The organism is Xanthobacter nonsaccharivorans (genome assembly GCF_043194755.2).
GTDB lineage: Bacteria > Pseudomonadota > Alphaproteobacteria > Rhizobiales > Xanthobacteraceae > Xanthobacter > Xanthobacter autotrophicus_G.
Genome location: NZ_CM195526.1, coordinates 22033 through 41303, shown reverse-complemented (window position 1 = coordinate 41303; position 19271 = coordinate 22033). Strand labels below are relative to the sequence as shown.

12 protein-coding genes are annotated in these 19271 nt (G+C 71.7%); 6 read left to right on the top strand and 6 right to left on the bottom strand.

Annotated features, from left to right (window positions below):
• Positions 1-40: 40 nt before the first annotated feature.
• The 3 genes from V5F59_RS00175 to V5F59_RS00165 form a co-directional block, all read right to left on the bottom strand.
• Complete coding sequence (locus V5F59_RS00175) at positions 41-3547, bottom strand: PAS domain-containing hybrid sensor histidine kinase/response regulator (RefSeq protein ID WP_393979177.1); 3507 nt, start codon at positions 3545-3547, stop codon at positions 41-43.
• A 670-nt stretch (positions 3548-4217) separates the two neighbouring features.
• Positions 4218-5459 carry a glycosyltransferase gene (locus V5F59_RS00170; RefSeq protein WP_393979175.1) on the bottom strand — a complete coding sequence of 414 codons (1242 nt, stop codon included), beginning with the start codon at positions 5457-5459 and terminating at the stop codon, positions 4218-4220.
• 144 nt (positions 5460-5603) lie between these two features.
• Positions 5604-6233: a 2-hydroxychromene-2-carboxylate isomerase gene (locus tag V5F59_RS00165; protein WP_393979173.1), complete on the bottom strand. Its 630-nt coding sequence runs from the start codon at positions 6231-6233 to the stop codon at positions 5604-5606.
• A 130-nt stretch (positions 6234-6363) separates the two neighbouring features.
• Here V5F59_RS00165 and V5F59_RS00160 point away from each other — a divergent pair, with 130 nt between their 5' ends.
• The 4 genes from V5F59_RS00160 to V5F59_RS00145 all read left to right on the top strand — a co-directional run bounded on the left by V5F59_RS00160 (position 6364) and on the right by V5F59_RS00145 (position 11907).
• Positions 6364-7146, top strand: a complete 783-nt coding sequence (locus tag V5F59_RS00160) for a phosphatase PAP2 family protein (RefSeq protein ID WP_393979755.1) — start codon at positions 6364-6366, stop codon at positions 7144-7146.
• An 89-nt stretch (positions 7147-7235) separates the two neighbouring features.
• The gene (locus tag V5F59_RS00155) at positions 7236-8465 is read left to right on the top strand and encodes an argininosuccinate synthase (protein ID WP_393979171.1); all 1230 of its coding nucleotides are present in this window, start codon (positions 7236-7238) and stop codon (positions 8463-8465) included.
• A gap of 86 nt (positions 8466-8551) precedes the next feature.
• Positions 8552-10747 (top strand): LodA/GoxA family CTQ-dependent oxidase, encoded by a 2196-nt coding sequence (locus tag V5F59_RS00150; protein WP_393979169.1) that lies wholly within the window; start codon positions 8552-8554, stop codon positions 10745-10747.
• On the top strand, positions 10714-11907 hold the full coding sequence (locus V5F59_RS00145) for an FAD-dependent monooxygenase (protein WP_393979167.1): 1194 nt from the start codon (positions 10714-10716) through the stop codon (positions 11905-11907). The genes V5F59_RS00150 and V5F59_RS00145 overlap by 34 nt, the downstream gene beginning before the upstream one ends.
• A gap of 84 nt (positions 11908-11991) precedes the next feature.
• Here the strand turns inward: V5F59_RS00145 and V5F59_RS00140 are convergent, their stop codons facing one another.
• Positions 11992-13896, bottom strand: coding sequence for a heavy metal translocating P-type ATPase (locus V5F59_RS00140; protein ID WP_393979165.1), 1905 nt, complete (start codon positions 13894-13896; stop codon positions 11992-11994).
• A gap of 99 nt (positions 13897-13995) precedes the next feature.
• On the opposite strand from V5F59_RS00140, the gene mbfA reads away from it, so the two are divergent.
• Both mbfA and V5F59_RS00130 read left to right on the top strand, forming a co-directional pair.
• Complete coding sequence (gene mbfA, locus V5F59_RS00135; protein WP_393979163.1) at positions 13996-14973, top strand: iron exporter MbfA; 978 nt, start codon at positions 13996-13998, stop codon at positions 14971-14973.
• Between the two features lie 210 nt (positions 14974-15183).
• The gene (locus V5F59_RS00130; protein ID WP_393979161.1) at positions 15184-16167 is read left to right on the top strand and encodes a zinc-dependent alcohol dehydrogenase family protein; all 984 of its coding nucleotides are present in this window, start codon (positions 15184-15186) and stop codon (positions 16165-16167) included.
• Positions 16168-16186: 19 nt separating this feature from the next.
• On the opposite strand, the gene V5F59_RS00125 is transcribed toward V5F59_RS00130, so the two are convergent.
• Both V5F59_RS00125 and V5F59_RS00120 read right to left on the bottom strand, forming a co-directional pair.
• Positions 16187-17941, bottom strand: a complete 1755-nt coding sequence (locus tag V5F59_RS00125) for a PHA/PHB synthase family protein (protein ID WP_393979753.1) — start codon at positions 17939-17941, stop codon at positions 16187-16189.
• Between the two features lie 519 nt (positions 17942-18460).
• The gene (locus V5F59_RS00120; RefSeq protein ID WP_393979160.1) at positions 18461-19267 is read right to left on the bottom strand and encodes a CHAD domain-containing protein; all 807 of its coding nucleotides are present in this window, start codon (positions 19265-19267) and stop codon (positions 18461-18463) included.
• Positions 19268-19271 lie beyond the last annotated feature (4 nt).

The following is a 19271-nucleotide window of genomic DNA, read 5'->3' as shown; positions in this document are numbered from 1 at the left end:
GCCTGTGTCATTCAGGCCGCAGCACGGACCTCCGGCGGGCCTACTCGGCGGCGGAGCGGGCGAGGCGCCAGTGGGCGAGAAGCGCCCGCAATGCGGCCGGCTTCAGGGGCTTGTTGAGGATTTCCATGTCCGCCGCGCGGGCCGCGTCGCGCACCTTCTTGGTGCGGTCGGCGGTGATGAGGACGGCGGGGAGTTTCCCCAGTTTCCACCTGAGCGACATGACGGCCTCGATGCCGTGGCCGCCGTCGAGATGGTAGTCCACCAGCGCCACGTCCGGCTTCTTGCGCCGCCGGCGCACCTCCTCGATGGCGCCGGCGGCGCTGGGGGCGGTGATGACGTCGCAGCCCCAGCCGCTGAGCAGCACTTCCATGCCTTCGAGGATGGCCGGCTCGTTGTCGATGGCGAGCACGGTGAGCCCGTCGAGGGGCGCGCCGCGGCGCGCGGGCGCCGGCGGCGCCAGCGGCTCCTCCGGCATGGAGACGGAGACCGGGAGGTCCACGGTGAAGACCGTGCCCTTGCCGGGCGTCGAGCGCAGCGCCACCGGATGCTCCAGCACCCGGGCGATGCGCTCCACGATGGAGAGGCCGAGGCCGAGGCCGCGCGCCACCTTCGCCCCCTGGTCGAGGCGCTGGAACTCCTGGAATACGATCTTGTGCTTGGAGCGCGGGATGCCGACGCCGGTGTCGTAGACCTCCACCCTGAGCCGCCCGCCGTGCCGCCGGCAGCCCACCAGGATGCATCCGCGCGGGGTGTACTTCACCGCGTTGGAGATGAGGTTCTGCAGCAGGCGGCGCAGCAGCCGCCGGTCGGAGCGCACCGCCAGCGAGCAGGGGATGAAGGTGAGCTTGAGGTTCTTCTCCCGCGCCAGCGGGGCGAATTCCATCTCCAGCGGCTTCAGCACGTCGGCGAGGCGGAAGGGGGCGATCTCCGGCCGCATCACCCCGCTGTCGAGGCGGGAGATGTCCAGCAGGGCGGCGAGGATCTCCTCCACCGATTCCAGCGAGGCGTCCACGTTGGAGGCGAGGCGTTCCTCCTCCGGCCCCTTGGCGCGCTCCACCATGCTCGTCACATAGAGGCGCGCGGCGTTGAGCGGCTGGAGGATGTCGTGGCTCGCGGCGGCGAGGAAGCGCGTCTTGGAGAGGTTGGCCTCGTCGGCCTCGGCCTTGGCCTTCTCCAGCGCCTGGTTGAGGCGCTCCAGCTCCTCGGTGCGCTCGCGCACGCGGCGCTCCAGGTTCTCGTTGGCGCGTTCCAGGGCGAGGGCGGATTCCACGCTCGCGGTGATGTCGGTGAAGGTCACGGCGATGCCGCCGTCCGGCATGGGGTCGGAGCGGGCCTCGATCACCGCGCCGCGCTGGTAAAGGCGCTCGGAAAAGTCCGGGTTGGGGCGGGTGTAGCGGGCGACGCGGGCGCCGATGTCGCCGGCCTCCTCGTCGGCGGGGGCGGAGGCGAGAATGTCGGTGAGGGGCACGCCCACGGCGTAGCAGTCCGGCGGCAGGTCAAGCATCTGGCCGAACTGGCGGTTCCAGCACACGAGGCGCAGGTCGCGGTCGAACACGGCGATGCCCTGGCGCACGTGGTCGATGGCGCTCTGCAGCAGCTCGCGATTGTACTGGATGGCGGCGGAAGCATCGTCCAGCAGCTTCAGGGCCGCCTTGGTGGAGACGGCGCGCTTGCGCAGCAGCAGCGACAGCACGAGGCGGGAGGAGGCCGCGCCCACTGCCGAGGCGAGCAGGTGCTCGGCGAAGCGCACCATCCCCGCGTCCGCCTCGCGGTGGGGGTCGAGGGTGAGCCCCTGCTGGCGGGCGTGGGTCTCGAAGGCACCGCGCGCCCGGTCGGCCCCGAGATAGCGCTCCACCGTGGTCATCACCTCGCCCAGGGTGACGGACGAGCGCCAGCGCAGGAAGGAGGGGCGGAACTGGGCCCGCTCCCCGGCCGCGCCGGTGAACACGCGCGCCTGCACCCGCTCGATCTGGCTCGGCTGGGTGAGCAGGGACACGACCACCAGCGCCAGCGCATTGAGGCCGAGGCTCCAGGCGACGCCATGGGCGAGGGGGGCGAGGGTGAGCCCGAACAGGCCGGTGGGCTTCAGCAGCGCAATGTCCAGCGGCCCGGAGGCGACCATGGTGGTGGAGATGAGCCCCGCCTCGGCGAGGCTCGGCAACAGCAGCGTGTAGGCCCAGGCCATGCCGCCGATGACGATGCCGGCGATGGCGCCCTTGGCGGTCGCCCGCTGCCAGAAGAGGCCGGCGGCGAAGGCGGGGCCCACCTGGGAGATGGCGGCGAAGGAGAGGAGGCCGATCTGCGCCAGCTGCACCTCGCCGGTGGTGCGGTAATAAAGATAGGCGAGCAGGACGATGACGAAGATGGCGACGCGCCGCACCAGCAGCAGCACCCCCATCATGTCGTCGCGCCCGGCGGCCTCGTCGAGCCGCTGCGCCCGCCGGCGCAGCAGAAGCGGCATCACCAGGTCGTTCGAGACCATGATGGCGATGGCCACGCACTCCACGATCACCATGGCGGTGGCGGCGGACAGCCCACCCACGAAGGCGAGCAGCGCCAGGCTCTCCTTGCCCGCCGCCAGCGGCACCGCGAGCACATAGACGTCGCTGTCCACGAGGCCGAGCGGGAACAGCATCTTGCCCGCCAGGGTCAACGGCACCACGAACAGGTTGATGAGCACGAGATAGAGCGGGAACAGCCAGCGCGCCCGGCGGATCTCCTCCTCGCCCTTGTTCTCCACCACCGCCACGTGGAACTGGCGGGGCAGCAGCATGAAGGCGCCGCCGGAGAGGGCGATCATGGCCAGCCAGTTCTCGGGCGAGACGCTGTGCAGGAACGGGGCGGCGACATCCGCCTCCCGCGCGGCGTACCAGAGCTGCCAGGGCCCCTCGAACAGGACGAAGGTGACGAGCACGCCCACAGCGAGGAAGGCCGCGAGCTTGACCAGGGACTCGGTGGCGATGGCGAGCATCAGGCCGTCCTGGTGCTCGGTGGCGTCGGTTTGGCGCGTGCCGAACAGGATGGCGAAGGCGGCCATGGCGCAGGCAACGAACAACGCGAGGTCGCCCACCAGCGTGTTGCGCCCGCTCGCCCCGGCGAAATGGCCCAGCATGGCCACCAGCGAGGCGGACACCGCCTTCAGCTGGAGGGCGATGTAGGGCACCGAGCCGACGATGGCGACGATGGCCACCAGCGCGGCGATGCCCTGGTGCTTGCCGTAGCGCGCGGCGATGAAGTCGGCGATGGAGGTGATGTTGTTGGCCTTGGCGAGGCGAACCACCTTCAGGAACACCGGCGCGCCCACCGTCATCAGGATGATGGGGCCGAGGTAGATGGTGAGGAAGTCGAACCCCTGGCTGGCGGCGAGGCCCACCGAGCCGAAGAAGGTCCAGGAGGTGCAGTAGACCGCCAGCGACAGGGAATAGATCATCGGCCGCGGGCCGCGCGCCACCCCGGCGGGGCGCAGCCGGTCGCCGTAGCTCGCGATGGCGAACAGGAAGCCGATGTAGGCCAGCGCTACGAAGATGACGACCGAGGCCTGAAGCATGTCTCCCGTCCGGCGGCGCGCCGTCCGCCGCCCGGTCTTGTCCTGTTTGCCGGCGACCTCACCATTTCGCCGGCCCCTTGTCCAGCGATGGGTCGTGCCGGCAAAACGAAAAGCGATGCCTGTCGCGCCTGGGCCAGATCCGTGAGGATCTGGCCGTGCGGGAATGCCCTGCACGCGGGGTTGGCCGGAGCTGCCGACGTTCGGACGGCCGGCAGCAAGGCCGCCGCTGCGGGAGGCGTCCTGGCTGGACAGCCGGACGAAAACGGAGCGGGTTCCGCGTTTCGTCCGGGGCGTGCCGGTCTATGGGCAACGGTTTCCGCGGGTGGCGCGCCGTCCGGCGTCGGGGCGCGTCGGTCGCCCGGTCTGCCGGGCGATGGCCTCCGCCACCTTGCGCCGGCGGGGGATCATGTGGTGATCCGCAAGGAGGGACGGCCCGTTGGGTGCGACCCCATCAACGGGACCGAGGGCTTCTGGTCCCACGCGAAGAACGCTCTCTCTCCCTGTCGCGAGGCGCCGAAACCGTTCTTCCATCTCCACCGGGGTGAAACCTGCTACCTGTTCAACCTCCGTGACGAGGATCTCAAGCCCTCGATCGTCAAGCCCTTGAAGGCGATGGCACTGGGCCGGATCCCGCCAAATCCGGTCCAGCTCGATCGAACATTACTCAACGTCATGGTCGCTCGGCCTGGGCCAGCAGAACGTCGGCATGGGCGTCGGCGCTGTTGGCCTGCGCAAATGCGCTGGCGAGCCGCGCCGCCCGCGCATGACTGTCCCCCAGCCGTGCAGCAAGGCGCATGATGGCAGCCGCAAGAGCCGGGGCGTCATAGGGCGAAAACACTTCCCCCTCGGCTTCGCCGCCGGCCACGGATGCCCCGGCGAACGTCCCCATGGCGGCGACCACCGGCCGCCCCGCCGCGGCGGATTGGGTGAAAATGCCCGACCCGCGCATGCCGAAGAGCTGCGGATCGTAGGGCAGCAGCATGGCATCGACATGGCCGGTCTCGGCCGCGAAGGCCTGGTCCGTCTGCACGCCCTCGATGAGGCGCACCCCGGCAAGGGCGCGCAGGGCCTGCTCGGCGGCGACCGTCGCCGGCTCCCACCCGCCATGCTGCAGCTGGATCGCGAAATCCGCCGCCAGTCCCTGCGCCCGGCACAGGCGGATGGCTTCAGGCAAGAGATGAAACCCCTTGTCGCGTTTCGAGTAGCCGAAGAAGCCGAACACCGGCCGGGCCGGGAGCGGCCGCGCCGGAGCCACCCCTCCGAACGGGACGGGCAGGCGGATCGTGTCGATCGCGTATGCGTCCCGGTAAAGGCTTGCGATCGCGACATTCTCCGTTGCGAAGAAAAGGCTGCGCCCGATCAGCGGCCGCGCCAGCGCGAAGGCCTTCCCATAGAGCTTGGCGCCCAGCTGCGCGCTGCACCCCCAGGGCGTCCAGTCGGGCGCGAACATCAGCTGGCACACCACCCGAGGCCGCTCGCGCTCGGGCCGCGCGCCCAGTGCCCGGACCAGCCCGGAAAGCTGGTTTTGCGACACGCCCGGCACGACGATGAGATTCCCGCGGGCCAGGGCATCGGGCGGCAGGGCCATGAGATCGTCTCGAAAGGCGGCGTTGAGCCTGTCCGCGCTGGCCTGCTCCCGCAGGAGGTGAGGATCGTGCGGGCGCACGCGCAGGGCGCCCAGCAGGCGGGAGAGGCGGAGCTGCGTCGCGGTCGGGCTGGCCTTTCCGTAAAGGGAGGCGCGGAAATGCGGGATTGCGCCGAGCTCCGCGGCCGCCGCCGGATCCATCTCCTTCACGCCGAAGGCCCGCACGCGGTGGCCCCGCGCCACGAGCGCCGCGCCGACTTTCTTGACGAGGCTGTAGCTGTGCTCGCCGCGTCCGATCAACCCATTGTCGAGAAAGACGACTTCCATCACACCGCCAAGGGCAGGGCCCGCCACCTCCGCCGCGCGCGCCGGCTTGTGAAGCAGCGGGCGTCAATTCGAGGCGCTCCTACCAGAAGGACGCCCCCATTTCGAGGTTCCCGGGGGGCCGGGCCACTGAAATCCGCACCGGCCTCAGGCCGCGCGGGCGAGGGCGCGGGCGTGGTCGAGGGCCAGTTCCAGCCGGTCATTGCCCCAGAACAGCTCGCCGTCCGCCGTCACGAAGCTCGGCGCGCCGAACACCCCTCGGGCCTTCGCCTCCTCGGTCTGGAGGCGCAGGCGCTCCTTGTTCTCGGGGCGCTCCGCATCCGCGATCACGTCCTCGCTGAAATGCCCGAGGCCGGCGAGCAGCTGGCGGATCACCTCCCGGTCGGCGATGTCGCGCCCCTGGGCGAATTCGGCGCTGAAGGCGGCGCGGGTGAAGGAGGGCCGGCAGGCGTCGTTGAGATGGACCGCGACCCGCGCGGCAAGCAGGCCGTTGACGGGGAAGGGATCCGGCCGGGTGACCGGCGGCAGGCGCTGGGCGGCGGCGAGGCGCTCCAGATCGCGCCACATGTGCGCGCCCTTCAGCGGATAGGCGTTGAACGGCGAGGTATCATAGCCTTGAGCGGCAAGGATGGGGCCCAGAAGGAAGGGCTTCCACGCCACCTCCACTCCCGCCAGTTCCGCCAGAGCGGCGATGCGGGCCGCGGCAAGGTAGGAATAAGTGGAGGCGAACTCATAATAGAAGTCGATCCGGGCGCTGGTCACTCTTCCGCTGGTCATGGGCGTGTCCTGCCTGTACATCGCCTGCCGACTGTGCGTCCGCGCATCGTCGGTCCGCAAGGGCCTCGATCAAACCGCCGGCGGATGGGCCGGGGCATGGAGCGAGGGAGCTGGTGACGCCTTGAAGTGGGTGGTGTTTTTCGCGCTGGTTCTCGGGGCGGCGGTGGCGATCCTGTTCACCGTCTTCCCCCAATGGGACATGGCCATCTCCGGCCTGTTCTGGGATGCCCGGCGGCATTTCTCCCTCGCTGCCGCGCCCTGGGCGCAGACGGCGCGCAACCTCGCCAACTGGATTCCCTGGGCCATCGCCGCCCCCGCCTTCGCCGCCATCGTGCTGAAGCTCATCTTCCCCTCGGGCAGGATGTTCATGCCCGCCCGGGCGGCGGTGCTGCTGGCGCTGACCATGGCGCTGGGGCCGGGCCTCCTCGTCAACGGCATCCTCAAGCAGAACTGGGGCCGCCCGCGGCCGGTGCATGTGGACAGCTTCGGCGGCAGGGACAGCTTCAAGGGCTGGTACGAGACCGACGGCGCCTGCGTCGGCAATTGCTCCTTCGTCTCCGGCGAGGGGGCGCTCGGCTTCTGGCTGGTGGCCCCGGCGAGCCTGATCCCCGGCACCGCCGGGGCGGTGGCGACGGTGGCGGCGGTCGCCTTCGGCGCGGCGGCGGGCGGCCTGCGCATCGCCTTCGGCGGGCATTTCTTTACCGACGTGGTGTTCTCCGGCGTGCTGGTGGTGCTGGTGATCGCCTTCACCCGGCTCTGGCTCTACGACCGCGCCCGGCCGCCGAGCGACGCCGCCGTCGAGGCGGGCATCGGCCGCATCGGCCTTGCCCTCCACGCGGCGGCGGCGCGGCTGTGGCGGGCCGGGGGTCGCCTGCTCCGCCGCGGCGGGGGCAGCGGAAGCGGTCGCGCCTGATCCGCCCCGCTTGATCCACCCCGCTTGCCATGGCGCCGCGCGGGCCTATAGTCCGCGCCGATTTTCCCCTGAAACTCCCGAGAGACGTGATGGCTCGTGACGTGAAGAAGGTGGTGCTGGCCTATTCAGGCGGGCTCGACACCTCGGTGATCCTGAAGTGGCTCCAGACCACCTACAAGTGCGAGGTGATCACCTTCACCGCCGACCTGGGCCAGGGCGAGGAGCTGGAGCCGGCGCGCAAGAAGGCGGAGCTGCTCGGCATCAAGCCCGAGAACATCTTCATCGAGGACGTGCGCGAGGAATTCGTGCGCGAGTACGTCTTCCCCATGTTCCGCGCCAATGCGGTGTATGAGGGGCTGTACCTGCTCGGCACCTCCATCGCCCGCCCGCTGATCGCCAAGAAGCAGATCGAGATCGCCCGCAAGATGGGCGCGGACGCGGTGTCCCACGGCGCCACCGGCAAGGGCAACGACCAGGTGCGCTTCGAGCTCGGCTATTATGCCCTGGAGCCGGAAATCACCGTCATCGCCCCCTGGCGCGAATGGGACCTGACCTCCCGCACCCGCCTGCTGGAGTTCGCCGAGCAGCACCAGATCCCCATCGCCAAGGACAAGCGCGGCGAGGCGCCCTTCTCGGTGGACGCGAACCTCCTGCACTCCTCCTCCGAGGGCAAGGTGCTGGAAGACCCGGCCGAGGACGCGCCGGAATATGTCTACCAGCGCACCATTTCGCCGGAGGAGGCGCCGGACGAGGCGACCCTCATCACCATCGCCTTCGACAAGGGCGACGCGGTGGCCATCAACGGCGAGGCGCTCTCCCCCGCGAGCCTCCTCACCAAGCTCAACGAGCTGGGCAAGGCCAACGGCATCGGCCGGCTCGACCTGGTGGAGAACCGCTTCGTGGGCATGAAGAGCCGCGGCGTCTACGAGACCCCCGGCGGCACCATCCTGCTCGCCGCCCACCGCGGCATGGAAAGCATCACGCTCGACCGCGGCGCGGCGCACCTGAAGGACGAGCTGATGCCCCGCTATGCGGAGCTCATCTACAACGGCTTCTGGTTCTCCCCCGAGCGGGAGATGCTGCAGGCGGCCATCGACCACTCGCAGGCCTTCGTGACCGGCGAGGTGACGGTGAAGCTCTACAAGGGCAACGCCACCGTCATCGGCCGCAAGAGCCCCTATTCGCTCTACAATCAGGAACTTGTGACCTTCGAGGAAGGCGCGGTCGCCTACGACCACCGCGACGCGGCGGGCTTCATCAAGCTCAACGCCTTGCGCCTGCGCACCCTCGGCAGCCGGGCGCGCAAGATCTCCGAATAGGAGAGGGCCGGGACGCGTTTCCGGCTTTTTTCCCGCCGCCAACTCTGCTCAAACTCCGTCCCGGCTGGACCGGGGCGGAGGCAACGATGGATCGGCGAGACCTTCTGAAGCGGGCGGCAGGCACCACCCTGCTCGCGACGGCGACGGCGCTGGCGCCCCGGCCGGGGAACAAGGCGCAGGCCCAGACCTCGCCCCAGACCTTGACCCAGGTCTCGACCCAAGCCTCGCCCCAGGCCGCGTCGGCCGGCCCAAGGCCGGTGTTCCGGATCCATCCCGCCATCGGCATCGCCCGCGTCGGCAACAGCCCCGATTATTATCTCGCGCCCGAGACTGCCGCCGGCGAGCTGCCGCGCTCCGGCCCGCCCATCTGGGGTGGCCTGCCGCTCGATCCCGCCACCGACCGGCCCATCACCGCCGCCGACTTCCGCGACGCCCGGGGCCGGCTGAAGCGGCAGGCCGTCCGCTTCCGCATCCATGCCTATGCGAAGGGCGGCTATCCCACCGGGGAGAGCACGGAGATCCGCCTCGGCTCGGTGGTGGAAGGCAAGCGGGTGGCCGACATCGTCTGGCAGGTGCATGTCGCCAACAAGAAGCTCAACACCTACGCCATGATGGACCGGCCGGGCCACTTCCCGGCCCTCGCCGGCTACGAGGACGGCAGGCTGCCTCCCCTGCGCCGCCCGCAGGACGGCCCCCTCGACAGCCCGGACCGGCTGCGCCGGCTGGTGATCGATCCCGGCCCCCGGGCCATCTCGGCGCGGGCGGGGGCGGGCACGGTGCTCGCCTTCGACGCGGACACCCCGGCAAGCTGCATGGCGGACGCCGCGACGGCGGCGCAGGCCCCGGTACGGGCCCTGCCCCGGTATCCGGTCTCCTTCCCGCAGGACCATTTCAAGTTGCACGCCCCGTCCGGGCCGCTGACGCGCCTCGGCGACATCCGCGTCGAGGCCGGCTCAGGGCGCCTCCTCTTCGCGCCGGGCTTCGGGACCGCCGTGGGCATGGACCAGAACGGCGCCACGCCCTCCGTCAACGAATACTGGGGCGCGGAGAACACCGACTGGTTCGACGACATGAGCGACGGGCCGGTGAACGCCCTCATCGTCTATGAGGACGGCTCCACCGACACGGTGGCCGGCGCCTGGGCCCTGGCCGGCGACCCCGGCTTCGCCCCGCAGACGCGGAACGTGGTCTCGGCCTGGGACGAGGTCCACGACACCTTCGTGCGCCACCTCGGCCTCGATCCGGCGCTCTTTGGGGACGGCGCCTTCAAGGCCGACCACACCCCGTCCTTCGAGGACGACATCCGCCCCCTGTTCCATGCGGTGATGCTGCAGCGCTGGAACACCAACCTGCCATCCGGCGCCATCGCGGCCCATGACCGCATCGGCGCCATCACCCCGTCCGACAACCCGCGGGAGAAGATCGCCAATTTCGGCGCCACCATCCGCAACCCCGCGGACCCGCGAAGCCTCGCCGCCGGCGCGCCGATGATGCCGCTGGCGCTGGGCGACACGGACCGGCCGTTCCTCACCCTCACCCCCACCCAGTACTTCCAGTTGAAGCAATGGCATGCCGGCGCCTTTGTCCCCGGCCCGCGCCGGGCGCTGGGGGCCGGCGAGGAGCTCGACCGGGTGGCCCTCGCCAATTGTCTCGGCGGGCGCTTCAGCCCCGGCATCGAGCTGTCCTTCCCGGTGCGCGACCCGGGCCTCTATGCGCGGGACTGGGCCGCATCCGGCGCCTTCCGCATCAATGCCGCCCGGCTGGACTACGCAACAGCGCGGGCGGATGCGCCGTTCCTCTCGGTGGGCTACGTGCCGCTGCGCGGCATTCCGCTGGAGCCGGGGGACCTCACCAAGTTCATGGCCGTGCCCTGGCACACGGATTACAACCACTGCGCCTCGCACCCGCTCGACCCCAACCCCAATGCCGACCAGACCCTCTATTGGTCATGGCCGGCCGAGCGGCCGGTGGTGGTCTATCCGCAGGCCCTCGCCAGCTTCGATCCCGCCACGGGCTGGACGCCGGGGCCGCAGCTGTTCGCCATTCGCGGCAACGGCACGGCCACCCCCTTCCCGGCCAATGCCGGCCGCTTCCAGGACCAGATGGATTTCGTCACCAACTGGCATCAGGTCGGCTTCGTGGTGCAGGCGAGCCGCATCGACCCCGCCGCGCGGGCGGCCTCCGCCGACGATCCCTTCCTGGAGGTGGCCTGCGGCTTTCCGGCCGATATCAGCCAGGCGGTGGCCCCATGGCCGACCTTCAACGCGCCCCCCGCGCCCTGAGCCCCCTGTCCGGGCGGGCGCCCGCCCGGGTGGGCATCGCCATCGTCGGCGGCGGGCCGGCGGGCTGCGCGGTGGCCCTCGCGCTGGCGCAGCGGAGCGTGCGCGACGTGGCCCTCTTCGACGCCGGAGGGCGGGCCGGCTTCCGCATCGGCGAGAGCCTTCCCGGCGCCGCCCTGCCCCTGCTGCGCCGGCTCGGCGTCTGGGGCGCCTTCGCGCAGGCCGGGCACCTGCCGGGAGAAGGCAGCACCGCGCTCTGGGGCAAGGACCGGCCCGGCCACAATGACGGGCTGTTCCTGCCCTTCGGCGGCGGCTGGCATCTGGACCGCGCCGCCTTTGACCAGCAAATGCGCACGGCGGTACAGGCGGCGGGCGTGCCTCTCTTCAGCCCCCTGGAGCTGCGCGCCGCCGCGCCTTTGCCGGGCGGCGGCCATGCCCTGCGCTTCGATGGCATCGCTGGCACGCAAAGCGTGGAGGCGGGCTTCCTGGTGGATGCCACCGGCATCGGCGCGGCAGCGCTGCGCGGCCTCAAGGTGGCGCGCAACCGGCTGGACGCGCTCGCCGTCCACTTCCATGTCGTCCCCCTTGCCACGCCCGGAGAGGTGCCGCCCCGCACCTTCCTCGAGGCCGCGCCCGAGGGCTGGTGGTATGCCAGCCCCATCCCCGGCGGACGGCTCGTGCTGGCCCTCGCCACCGACCTTGCGACGGCGCGCGCGGAAGGCCTCGGCACGGCGGAAGGATTGCGCGCAGCGCTCCGCCGCACGCGCCTCATCGCCCCCCTTCTGGCCCGCGGCACGCCGGAGGCGGAAGGCGACCGCGCGCCGGACCTCTGCGTCGCGCCCATGGCCATCCTCAGCGCGGTGGCGGGGGCGGACTGGCTGGCGGCGGGAGACGCGGCGGCGAGCTGCGACCCGCTCCTGTCCCAGGGCCTCATCAGGGCGCTGGACGAAGGGATCGCCGCCGCCACCGCCATTGCCGAGGCCCGTGCCGGAGCGGGCGACGCGCCGCTCATGGCCTACCAGGCCGCCGTGTTCCGGCGCTTCACCGCCAATGTGCGCCTGCGCGCGGGTTTCTATGCCGCCGAGTCCCGCTGGCCCGATGCGCCCTTCTGGCGCGCCCGCCGCCCGGCCTGGCCGCGGGATGCCGCGGCCGTCCGCGCCTGACCCGTCACGCCATCGCCCCGGTCTTCGACCGGAGCCCGACGGGCGCGACCAGAGGCCCGAAAGACACGCGCGCCGGCCCCGGCATCAGGCCGGCGCCCCTTCCCCCCGGCCCGGCACCAGCACCCGGAGGGCATTGAGAATCACCGCCACGTCGATGGCCTCCTGCAGCAGCGCGCCCTGCACCGGCTCCAGGTAGCCCAGCGCCGCCGCCCCCATGCCCGCGATCGAAAGGCCGATGCCCCAGAACACGCTCTGCCGGGCGATGGCGAGGGCGCGGCGGGCGATGGCCATGGCCTCGGCCAGCCGATCGAGGCGGTCCACCAGCAGCACCACGTCCGCCACCTCGGCGGAGGCGGCCGCGCCCCGCGCGCCCATGGCCACACCGAGGTCGGCGGCGGCGAGCGCGGGCGCGTCGTTCACCCCGTCGCCCACCATCATCACCATGCCGCTGTCGGCCGCCCGCGCGCCCTCGTCCGCCACCATCCGGGCGCGGGCCGAGAGAACGCAGCCCACCTTGTCGCCGGGCTGGAGCTCCCCGTCCCAGGCATCGAGGCCGAGGACCCGGGCCACATGCTCCACCGCCTCGGCCCGGTCGCCGGAAGCGAGGGCGATATGCCGCACGCCGCCAGCCCGCAAGGCGGCGAGCATGGCGGGAGCATCCTGGCGCGGGCCGTCCGCCAAGGCGATGACGCCGGCGAGCCGGCCGTCGGCCGCCACCGCCACCACCGCGCTCCCCGCCGGCAGTCCGGCCCGGAGCGCCGCGGGATCGCCCGCCGCACGGGCCGCGACGAAGCCCGAGCCCCCCACCACCACGTTCCGCCCGCCGACAATCCCGCGGATGCCGATGCCGCCCTCCTCCTCCACATCGGCCGGCGGCGAGAGGACGAGGCCGCGCACCCGCGACGCCTCCACCAGCGCCGCCGCCACCACATGGCCCGACGCCTGGTCGAGGGAGGCGGCGAGGCACAGCACCTCGTCGCAGGTAAAGCCCGGCGCCGGGCGGATCTCCGCCACCTGCGCACGGCCGTGGGTGAGGGTGCCGGTCTTGTCGATGACCAGGGCGCCCACCCGCGCCAGCTTCTCCAGCGCGCCGCCGCTCTTCACCAGCACCCCGCGCTTCGCCGCGCGGGAGAGGCCCGCCATGAGCGCCACCGGCACGGCGAGGATGAGGGGGCAGGGCGTCGCCACCACCAGCACCGCCAGCGCCCGGCGCGGATCGCCCGAGAGCACCGCCGCGCCGATGGCGAGGGCAAGGGAGACGGCAAGGAAGCCGAGGGCATAGCGATCCGCGAGGCGGGCGATGGGCGCGCGGCTTCCCGCAGCGGCCTCCACCAGGCGCACGATGGCGGCATAGGTGCTCTCCGCCGCCGGCCGCTCCACCCGAAGCTCGAAGGCGCCGCCCACGTTGATCGCGCCGGAGGGCACGTCGGTCCCCGCCGCGCAGCGCACCGGCTCCGCTTCGCCGGTGAGCGAGGACTGGTCGATGAGCGCCGTGCCCGCGCGCAGCCGCCCGTCCGCCGGAATGGTATCGCCATGACGCACCAGCACGGTGTCGCCGGGCAGGAGGGCGTCCGCCTCCACCTCCACCAGGGCGTCGCCCTCCCGCCGCAAGGCGGAGCGCGGGGCGCGGGCGACGAGGGCCGTCATCTCCCGGCGGGCGCGCCCCTCCGCGAACCGCTCCAGCTGCTGGCCGCCGGCGTACATGAGCGCGACCACGTTGCCTGCCAGCGGCTCGCCGAAGGCCAGCGCCGTCGCCATGGAGAGGGCGGCCAGCACATCGAGGCCGAACCGTCCCTCCTTCAGCGCATGGGCGATGTCGAGGAGCAGCACCGCCAGCACCGGCGCGGTGCCGAGGGTGAAGGCCCATCCCGCCTCGCGCGGCCAGCCGATGGCCAGGAGCACGAGGCCCGCGGCCAGCGGCAGCAGGGCGCCCGCCAGCAGCAAGAAGCGGTCGCGGGAGGCGCCCGGACCCTGCGATACCCCGGACATGGCTACACTCCCCGATGCTGCGGCAAGGCCGTCGCATTGCCTTGTTCATCGCATGCTCTACATTAAGATTAGAAATATTCCAATTTGAGGTCGCCCCTTATGTTGTCGCTGTTTCCCGGACGCCGCCGATTCTCCGATCTGTCGGAGAAGGAGGTGCTCGCCCTCGCCGTTTCGTCGGAGGAGGATGATGCCCGCGTCTATTCCGACTATGCGCAGCTGCTGCATGCCGATTATCCCGACACCGCCAAGGTGTTCGAGAGCATGGCGGCGCAGGAACGGGGACACGCCGCCAACCTCACCCGCGAGTTCGAGCGCCGCTATGGCGACCACGTGCCGCTGCTGCGCCGCGAGAGCATCGCCGGCTATTACAGCCGCCGCCCGCCATGGGTGGTGGTGAACCTCGGCCTCGACCGCATCCGGGCGGAAGTCGGGCGGATGGAGGATGAGAGCGCCAACTTCTACCTTCAGGCGCAGAAGAAGGCGACCGACCCCGACACCCGCAAGCTGCTGGAGGATCTCTACAAGGTGGAGCTCCAGCACGAGGACATCGCCGGCTCCCTGGCCGAGCGCTACCTGCCCGTGGACAAGAAGAAGGAAGAGGACGAGAAGGCGCGCCGCCAGTTCGTGCTCACCTGGGTGCAGCCGGGCCTCGCCGGCCTCATGGACGGTTCCGTCTCCACCCTCGCCCCCATCTTCGCCACCGCCTTCGCCACGCAGAATTCCCACACCACCCTGCTGGTGGGCCTCGCCGCGGCGGTGGGCGCGGGCATCTCCATGGGCTTCACCGAGGCGGTGCACGACGACGGCGTCATTTCCGGTCGCGGCTCGCCCCTGAAGCGCGGCATCGCCTCCGGCGTGATGACGGCGGTGGGCGGCCTCGGCCATGCCCTGCCCTACATCATCCCCGAGTTCTGGACCGCTACCGCCATCGCCATCGCCGTGGTGTTCGTGGAGCTGTGGGCCATCGCCTTCATCCAGAACCGCTACATGGAGACCCCCTTCTGGCGCTCGGTCTTCCAGGTGGTGCTGGGCGGCGCGCTGGTGCTGGCGGCCGGCATCTTCATCGGCGGCAGCTGAGGGGCAGCGCCCTTTCGGGCGCCGGATGCCCCCCGCCCCGGCCGCAGGAGAGCAAGGCCGCGAGCCAGGCGCGGGCGCGGGGGACCCGGTCCCGGACGGCGGGGCCGGCCGCCGCGTGAGCCAGGCCCCTTGAACGCGGCCCCTTGAGCAAGGTCATTGGCCGTCCGGCGCCGTGGTGCGATATTGCCTCTCATCGCACGGAGGCCCGACATGCACGCCATGGTCCTGAAGCAGGTGGGCGAGCCCCTCACCGCCGAGGAACGGCCCGATCCCGTGCCGGGCCCGGGCGAGGTGGTGATCAAGGTCACCGCCTGCGGCGTGTGCCGCACCGACCTCCACGTGGTGGACGGGGAGCTGCCGCAGACACAGCTGCCCGTCGTTCCCGGCCATGAGATCGTCGGCCAGGTCGCGGCACTGGGAGCCGGCGTCTCGCACCTGCGGCTCGGCGAGCGGGTGGGGGTGGGCTGGCTCGGCCACGCCTGCGGCACGTGCCCCTATTGCGCGGGGCACGAGGAGAATTTGTGCGACGCCCCGGTCTTCACCGGCTGCACCCGCGACGGGGGCTTCGCCACCCACACGGTGGCGGATGCGGCCTTCACCTATTCCCTCGGCGAGGGCGGCGACGACACCGCCATCGCCCCGCTGCTCTGCGCCGGGCTCATCGGCTGGCGCACGCTGAAGATGGCGGGCGAGGGCCGGCGCATCGGCCTCTACGGCTTCGGCGCGGCGGCCCACATCATCGCCCAGGTGGCGCGCTGGCAGGGGCGGGAGATCTACGCCTTCACCCGGCCCGGCGACGCGGCCGCGCAGGACTTCGCCCGGTCCCTCGGCGCGGTCCATGCGGGGCCGTCGGACGCCCCCTCCCCGGTGCCGCTGGACGCCGCCCTCATCTTCGCCCCGGCGGGCGAGCTGGTGCCGCAGGCGCTGCGGGCCGTGCGCAAGGGCGGGCGGGTGGTGTGCGGCGGCATCCACATGAGCGACATCCCCGCCTTCCCCTACCGCTGGCTGTGGGAGGAGCGGAAGATCCTCTCGGTCGCCAACCTGACGCGGGAGGACGCCCACGAGTTCCTGGCGCTGGCGCCGAGGGCCGGCGTCACCACCCACGTGACGCCCTACCCCCTCGCCCGGGCCAACGAAGCCCTCGTCGACCTGCGCGCCGGCCGGCTGAAGGGCGCCGCGGTGCTGGTTCCGTGACGCCTCAACGCTGCATCACTCAACGCTGCATCACATAGGTGCCCGGCGCCGGGCCGAGGATGGGATAGCCGGGCCCGCCCAGCATGGGCAGGCTGGCCTTGCCCGTGGAGCGCGCCGACAGCCACGCCTCCCACGCCGGCCACCAGGAGCCCTCGGTGGGGGCGGTCGCCTCCACCCATTCGTCCGGGCCGAGATGGAGCTCGCGGTGCTTTGTCTCGTGGATGCGGAAGTGGCGATGCTTGTGCCCCGGCTCGCTGACGATGCCCGCATTGTGCCCGCCGGAGGCCAGCACGAAGGTCACGTCCGTGTCGGTGAGCTGGTGGATCTTGTAGACCGAGTGCCAGGGCGCCACGTGGTCCCGCTCCGTGCCCACCACGAACAGGGGCACGGGGATGTCCAGCAGCGACACCGGCCGCCCGTCCACCCGGTAGCGGCCGGCGGCGAGGTCGTTGTCGAGGAAGAAGTGGCGCAGATATTCCGAATGCATGCGGTAGGGCAGGCGCGTGGCATCGGCATTCCAGGCCATCAGGTCGTTCATGGGCGCGCGCTGGCCCATGAGGTACTCGTGCACGATGCGCGACCACACGAGGTCGTTGGAGCGCAGCATCTCGAACGCGCCCGCCATCTGCCCGGCGGACAGAAAGCCCTGGTCCCACATCACGCTCTCGAGGGCATGGAGCGAGCCGGGATCGATGAAGAGCTGCAGCTCGCCGGGCTCGGAGAAGTCCGTCTGCGCCGCGAACAAAGTGACCGAGGCGAGCCGGTCGTCGCCCGCCTTGGCCATGGCGGCGGCGGCCACCGAGAGCAGCGTGCCGCCGAGGCAATAGCCCGCCGCATGCACCTTGCGGCCCGGCAGCACCGCATTCACCGCGTCGAGGGCGGCCATCACCCCCTCCCGGCGGTAGTCGTCGAAGCCGAGGCCGCGGTCCTCCTCCGACACGTTACGCCAGGAGATGCAGAAGACCGTGTGGCCCTTCGACACCAGGTAGCGGATCAGCGAGTTCTGGGGCGAGAGGTCGAGGATGTAATACTTCATGATCCAGGCCGGCACGATGAGCACCGGCTCGGCGTCCACCGTGTCCGTGGTGCCGCGGTACTGGATCAGCTCGACCAGATGGTTGCGGAAGATCACCTCGCCGGGCGTCACCGCCACTTCGCGGCCGGGCTGGAAGGCCTCGGCGCCCACGGGCGGCTGGTCGGCGGACTTGTGGGCGAGGTCCTCCAGCGCGTTGCGCACGCCCTCCACGAAATTCATGCCCGCCGTCTCCCGCGCCCGGCGGATCACCTCCGGATTGCTGAAGGGGAAGTTGGAGGGGGAGAACATGTCGAGCAGCTGGCGCGCCGTGAACGAGACCACCGCCTCGTTATGGGGCGCGACGCCCGGCACCCCGTGGGTGGCATTGTGCCACCACTGCTGGTTCAGCAGGAAGGCCTGGGACCAGAAGCGGTACGGCCAGTCCTGCCAGGCCGGGGCGCTGAAGCGCTCGTCGCCGGGCAGCGGCGCGATGCAGGCCGGGAAGGTGCGGTCGAACGAGGAGGCGATGGCATAGGAGCCGAAGCGCGCGGCCTTGCGCCACGCCTTCGTGGCAAGCTCCGCCTGCTTGCCGGGGGCGGCGGCGAGGTGCATCCACCAGTCAAGGAACGAGAGGGCGAGCGCCGCGGGCGAAAGACCCGAGGTGGTGCGGGCCACCAGGGCCGCGGCCGCCCGGTCAACGGCCCGGAAGGTCGCGGGGCCGGAGCCCGCCTCGAAATCCTCGTCGTCCTGGCAGGCCATGCGCGCCCACACTTCCGCCATCACGCGCCCGGCATTGGGGAGCTGGGAGAAATCCATCTGCCGCGGGGCCGGCGCCGGCGACCCGCCGGGCGCGGTGGCGGCGGCGGGCGCCGGGGCGGGCACCTTCGCAGGGGCCCGGACGGGCTGGGCAGCGGCGGCCGCCGGAGCGGCGGCGGCGGGAACGGGGGCAACGGTCTGGACGCGGGATTCGAGGGGCATCGGCCGGGTCTCTTCAGGAACGGTGCCGCGGGCCGACCACAACGCGCCATCGGCGCGCGGCGGATCGGCCCGAGGCGAAAGAGGACTGCTCTTTCGGTTTCGAAGACGGGTTTCCCGGTCAGGTCGCGAGACCTTACCGGACCCGGCTCCGCAGGGGCGTCTCGGGCGGGGGCGCCATCCAGCGCCCACGCCGCTCCTCGCCTCTCCTCAGGGCGCTTTCAAGGCGCGCGAGCATGCGCGATGCATATGGCGCGGCCATGACCCCGATCAATGACCCCGGTCAACTCGACAGAAGCCGGCTCAATCCGGGTCACGGCCCAGAATATCCCGGTAGCGGGCGAGGAACGAGCGCGGGCTTCTGCGGAACAGCGCCGCATGGCGCCGGAGGGCCTTCTTCCGGAGGCGCTTCTGCGCCCGGCCCATGGCGATGCCGAGCCGCTCCAGCGTGCCCTCCGGCAAAGGCGGCTCGGCCTTCCGCAGCATGGGGCGCAGGGTCTCGATGTCCTGGAAGGCGCCGAGCAGGTCGCGCAGCGCCTGCGCCCGCCGCGCCCGCCGCCCCCCCCGGCCGGAGAAGGCCCGGGCGACGAAGCTCATCTGGTAGCGGTGGGTGACGACACGCTTGCGCGCCTCATGCATGGCCAGCGGTCCGTCGAAGGCGGCCTGGCGCGCCCGGCGATAGTGGCGGGCGAGGGCGTGCGCCACATCCGCCGCCATCACGTCCTGGCCCACGGCGCCGGCAATCGCCTCGCGGGCCTCGGTGGCGAAGGCGCGGAGCGCCGCGCGGTGCACCTCCGCCTCGGCCGGCGCCGGTCCGTCGCGCCCCAGGGCGGCGAGCGCGTCCGTATGGTCGCAGGCGAGGAGCAGGCCCTCCTCATCCAGAAAGTCGATGGCCTCGCAGGCTGCCGCCCGGTCCCGCGAGCCGGACAGGCCCCGCGCCACCTCGGCGGTGCGATGGCGCAACGCCCCCGCCGCCGGCCCGCAGACGAGGCGCAGCAGGGCACGGAATTCCTTCATCGCCTTGCGGGCGTCGTGCACCATCTCCACCGCATCGGGCTCGGAAGCGGCGGCCTCCAGCGTGGCGAGGCTGGCCGACAGGGCATCGTGCAAGGCA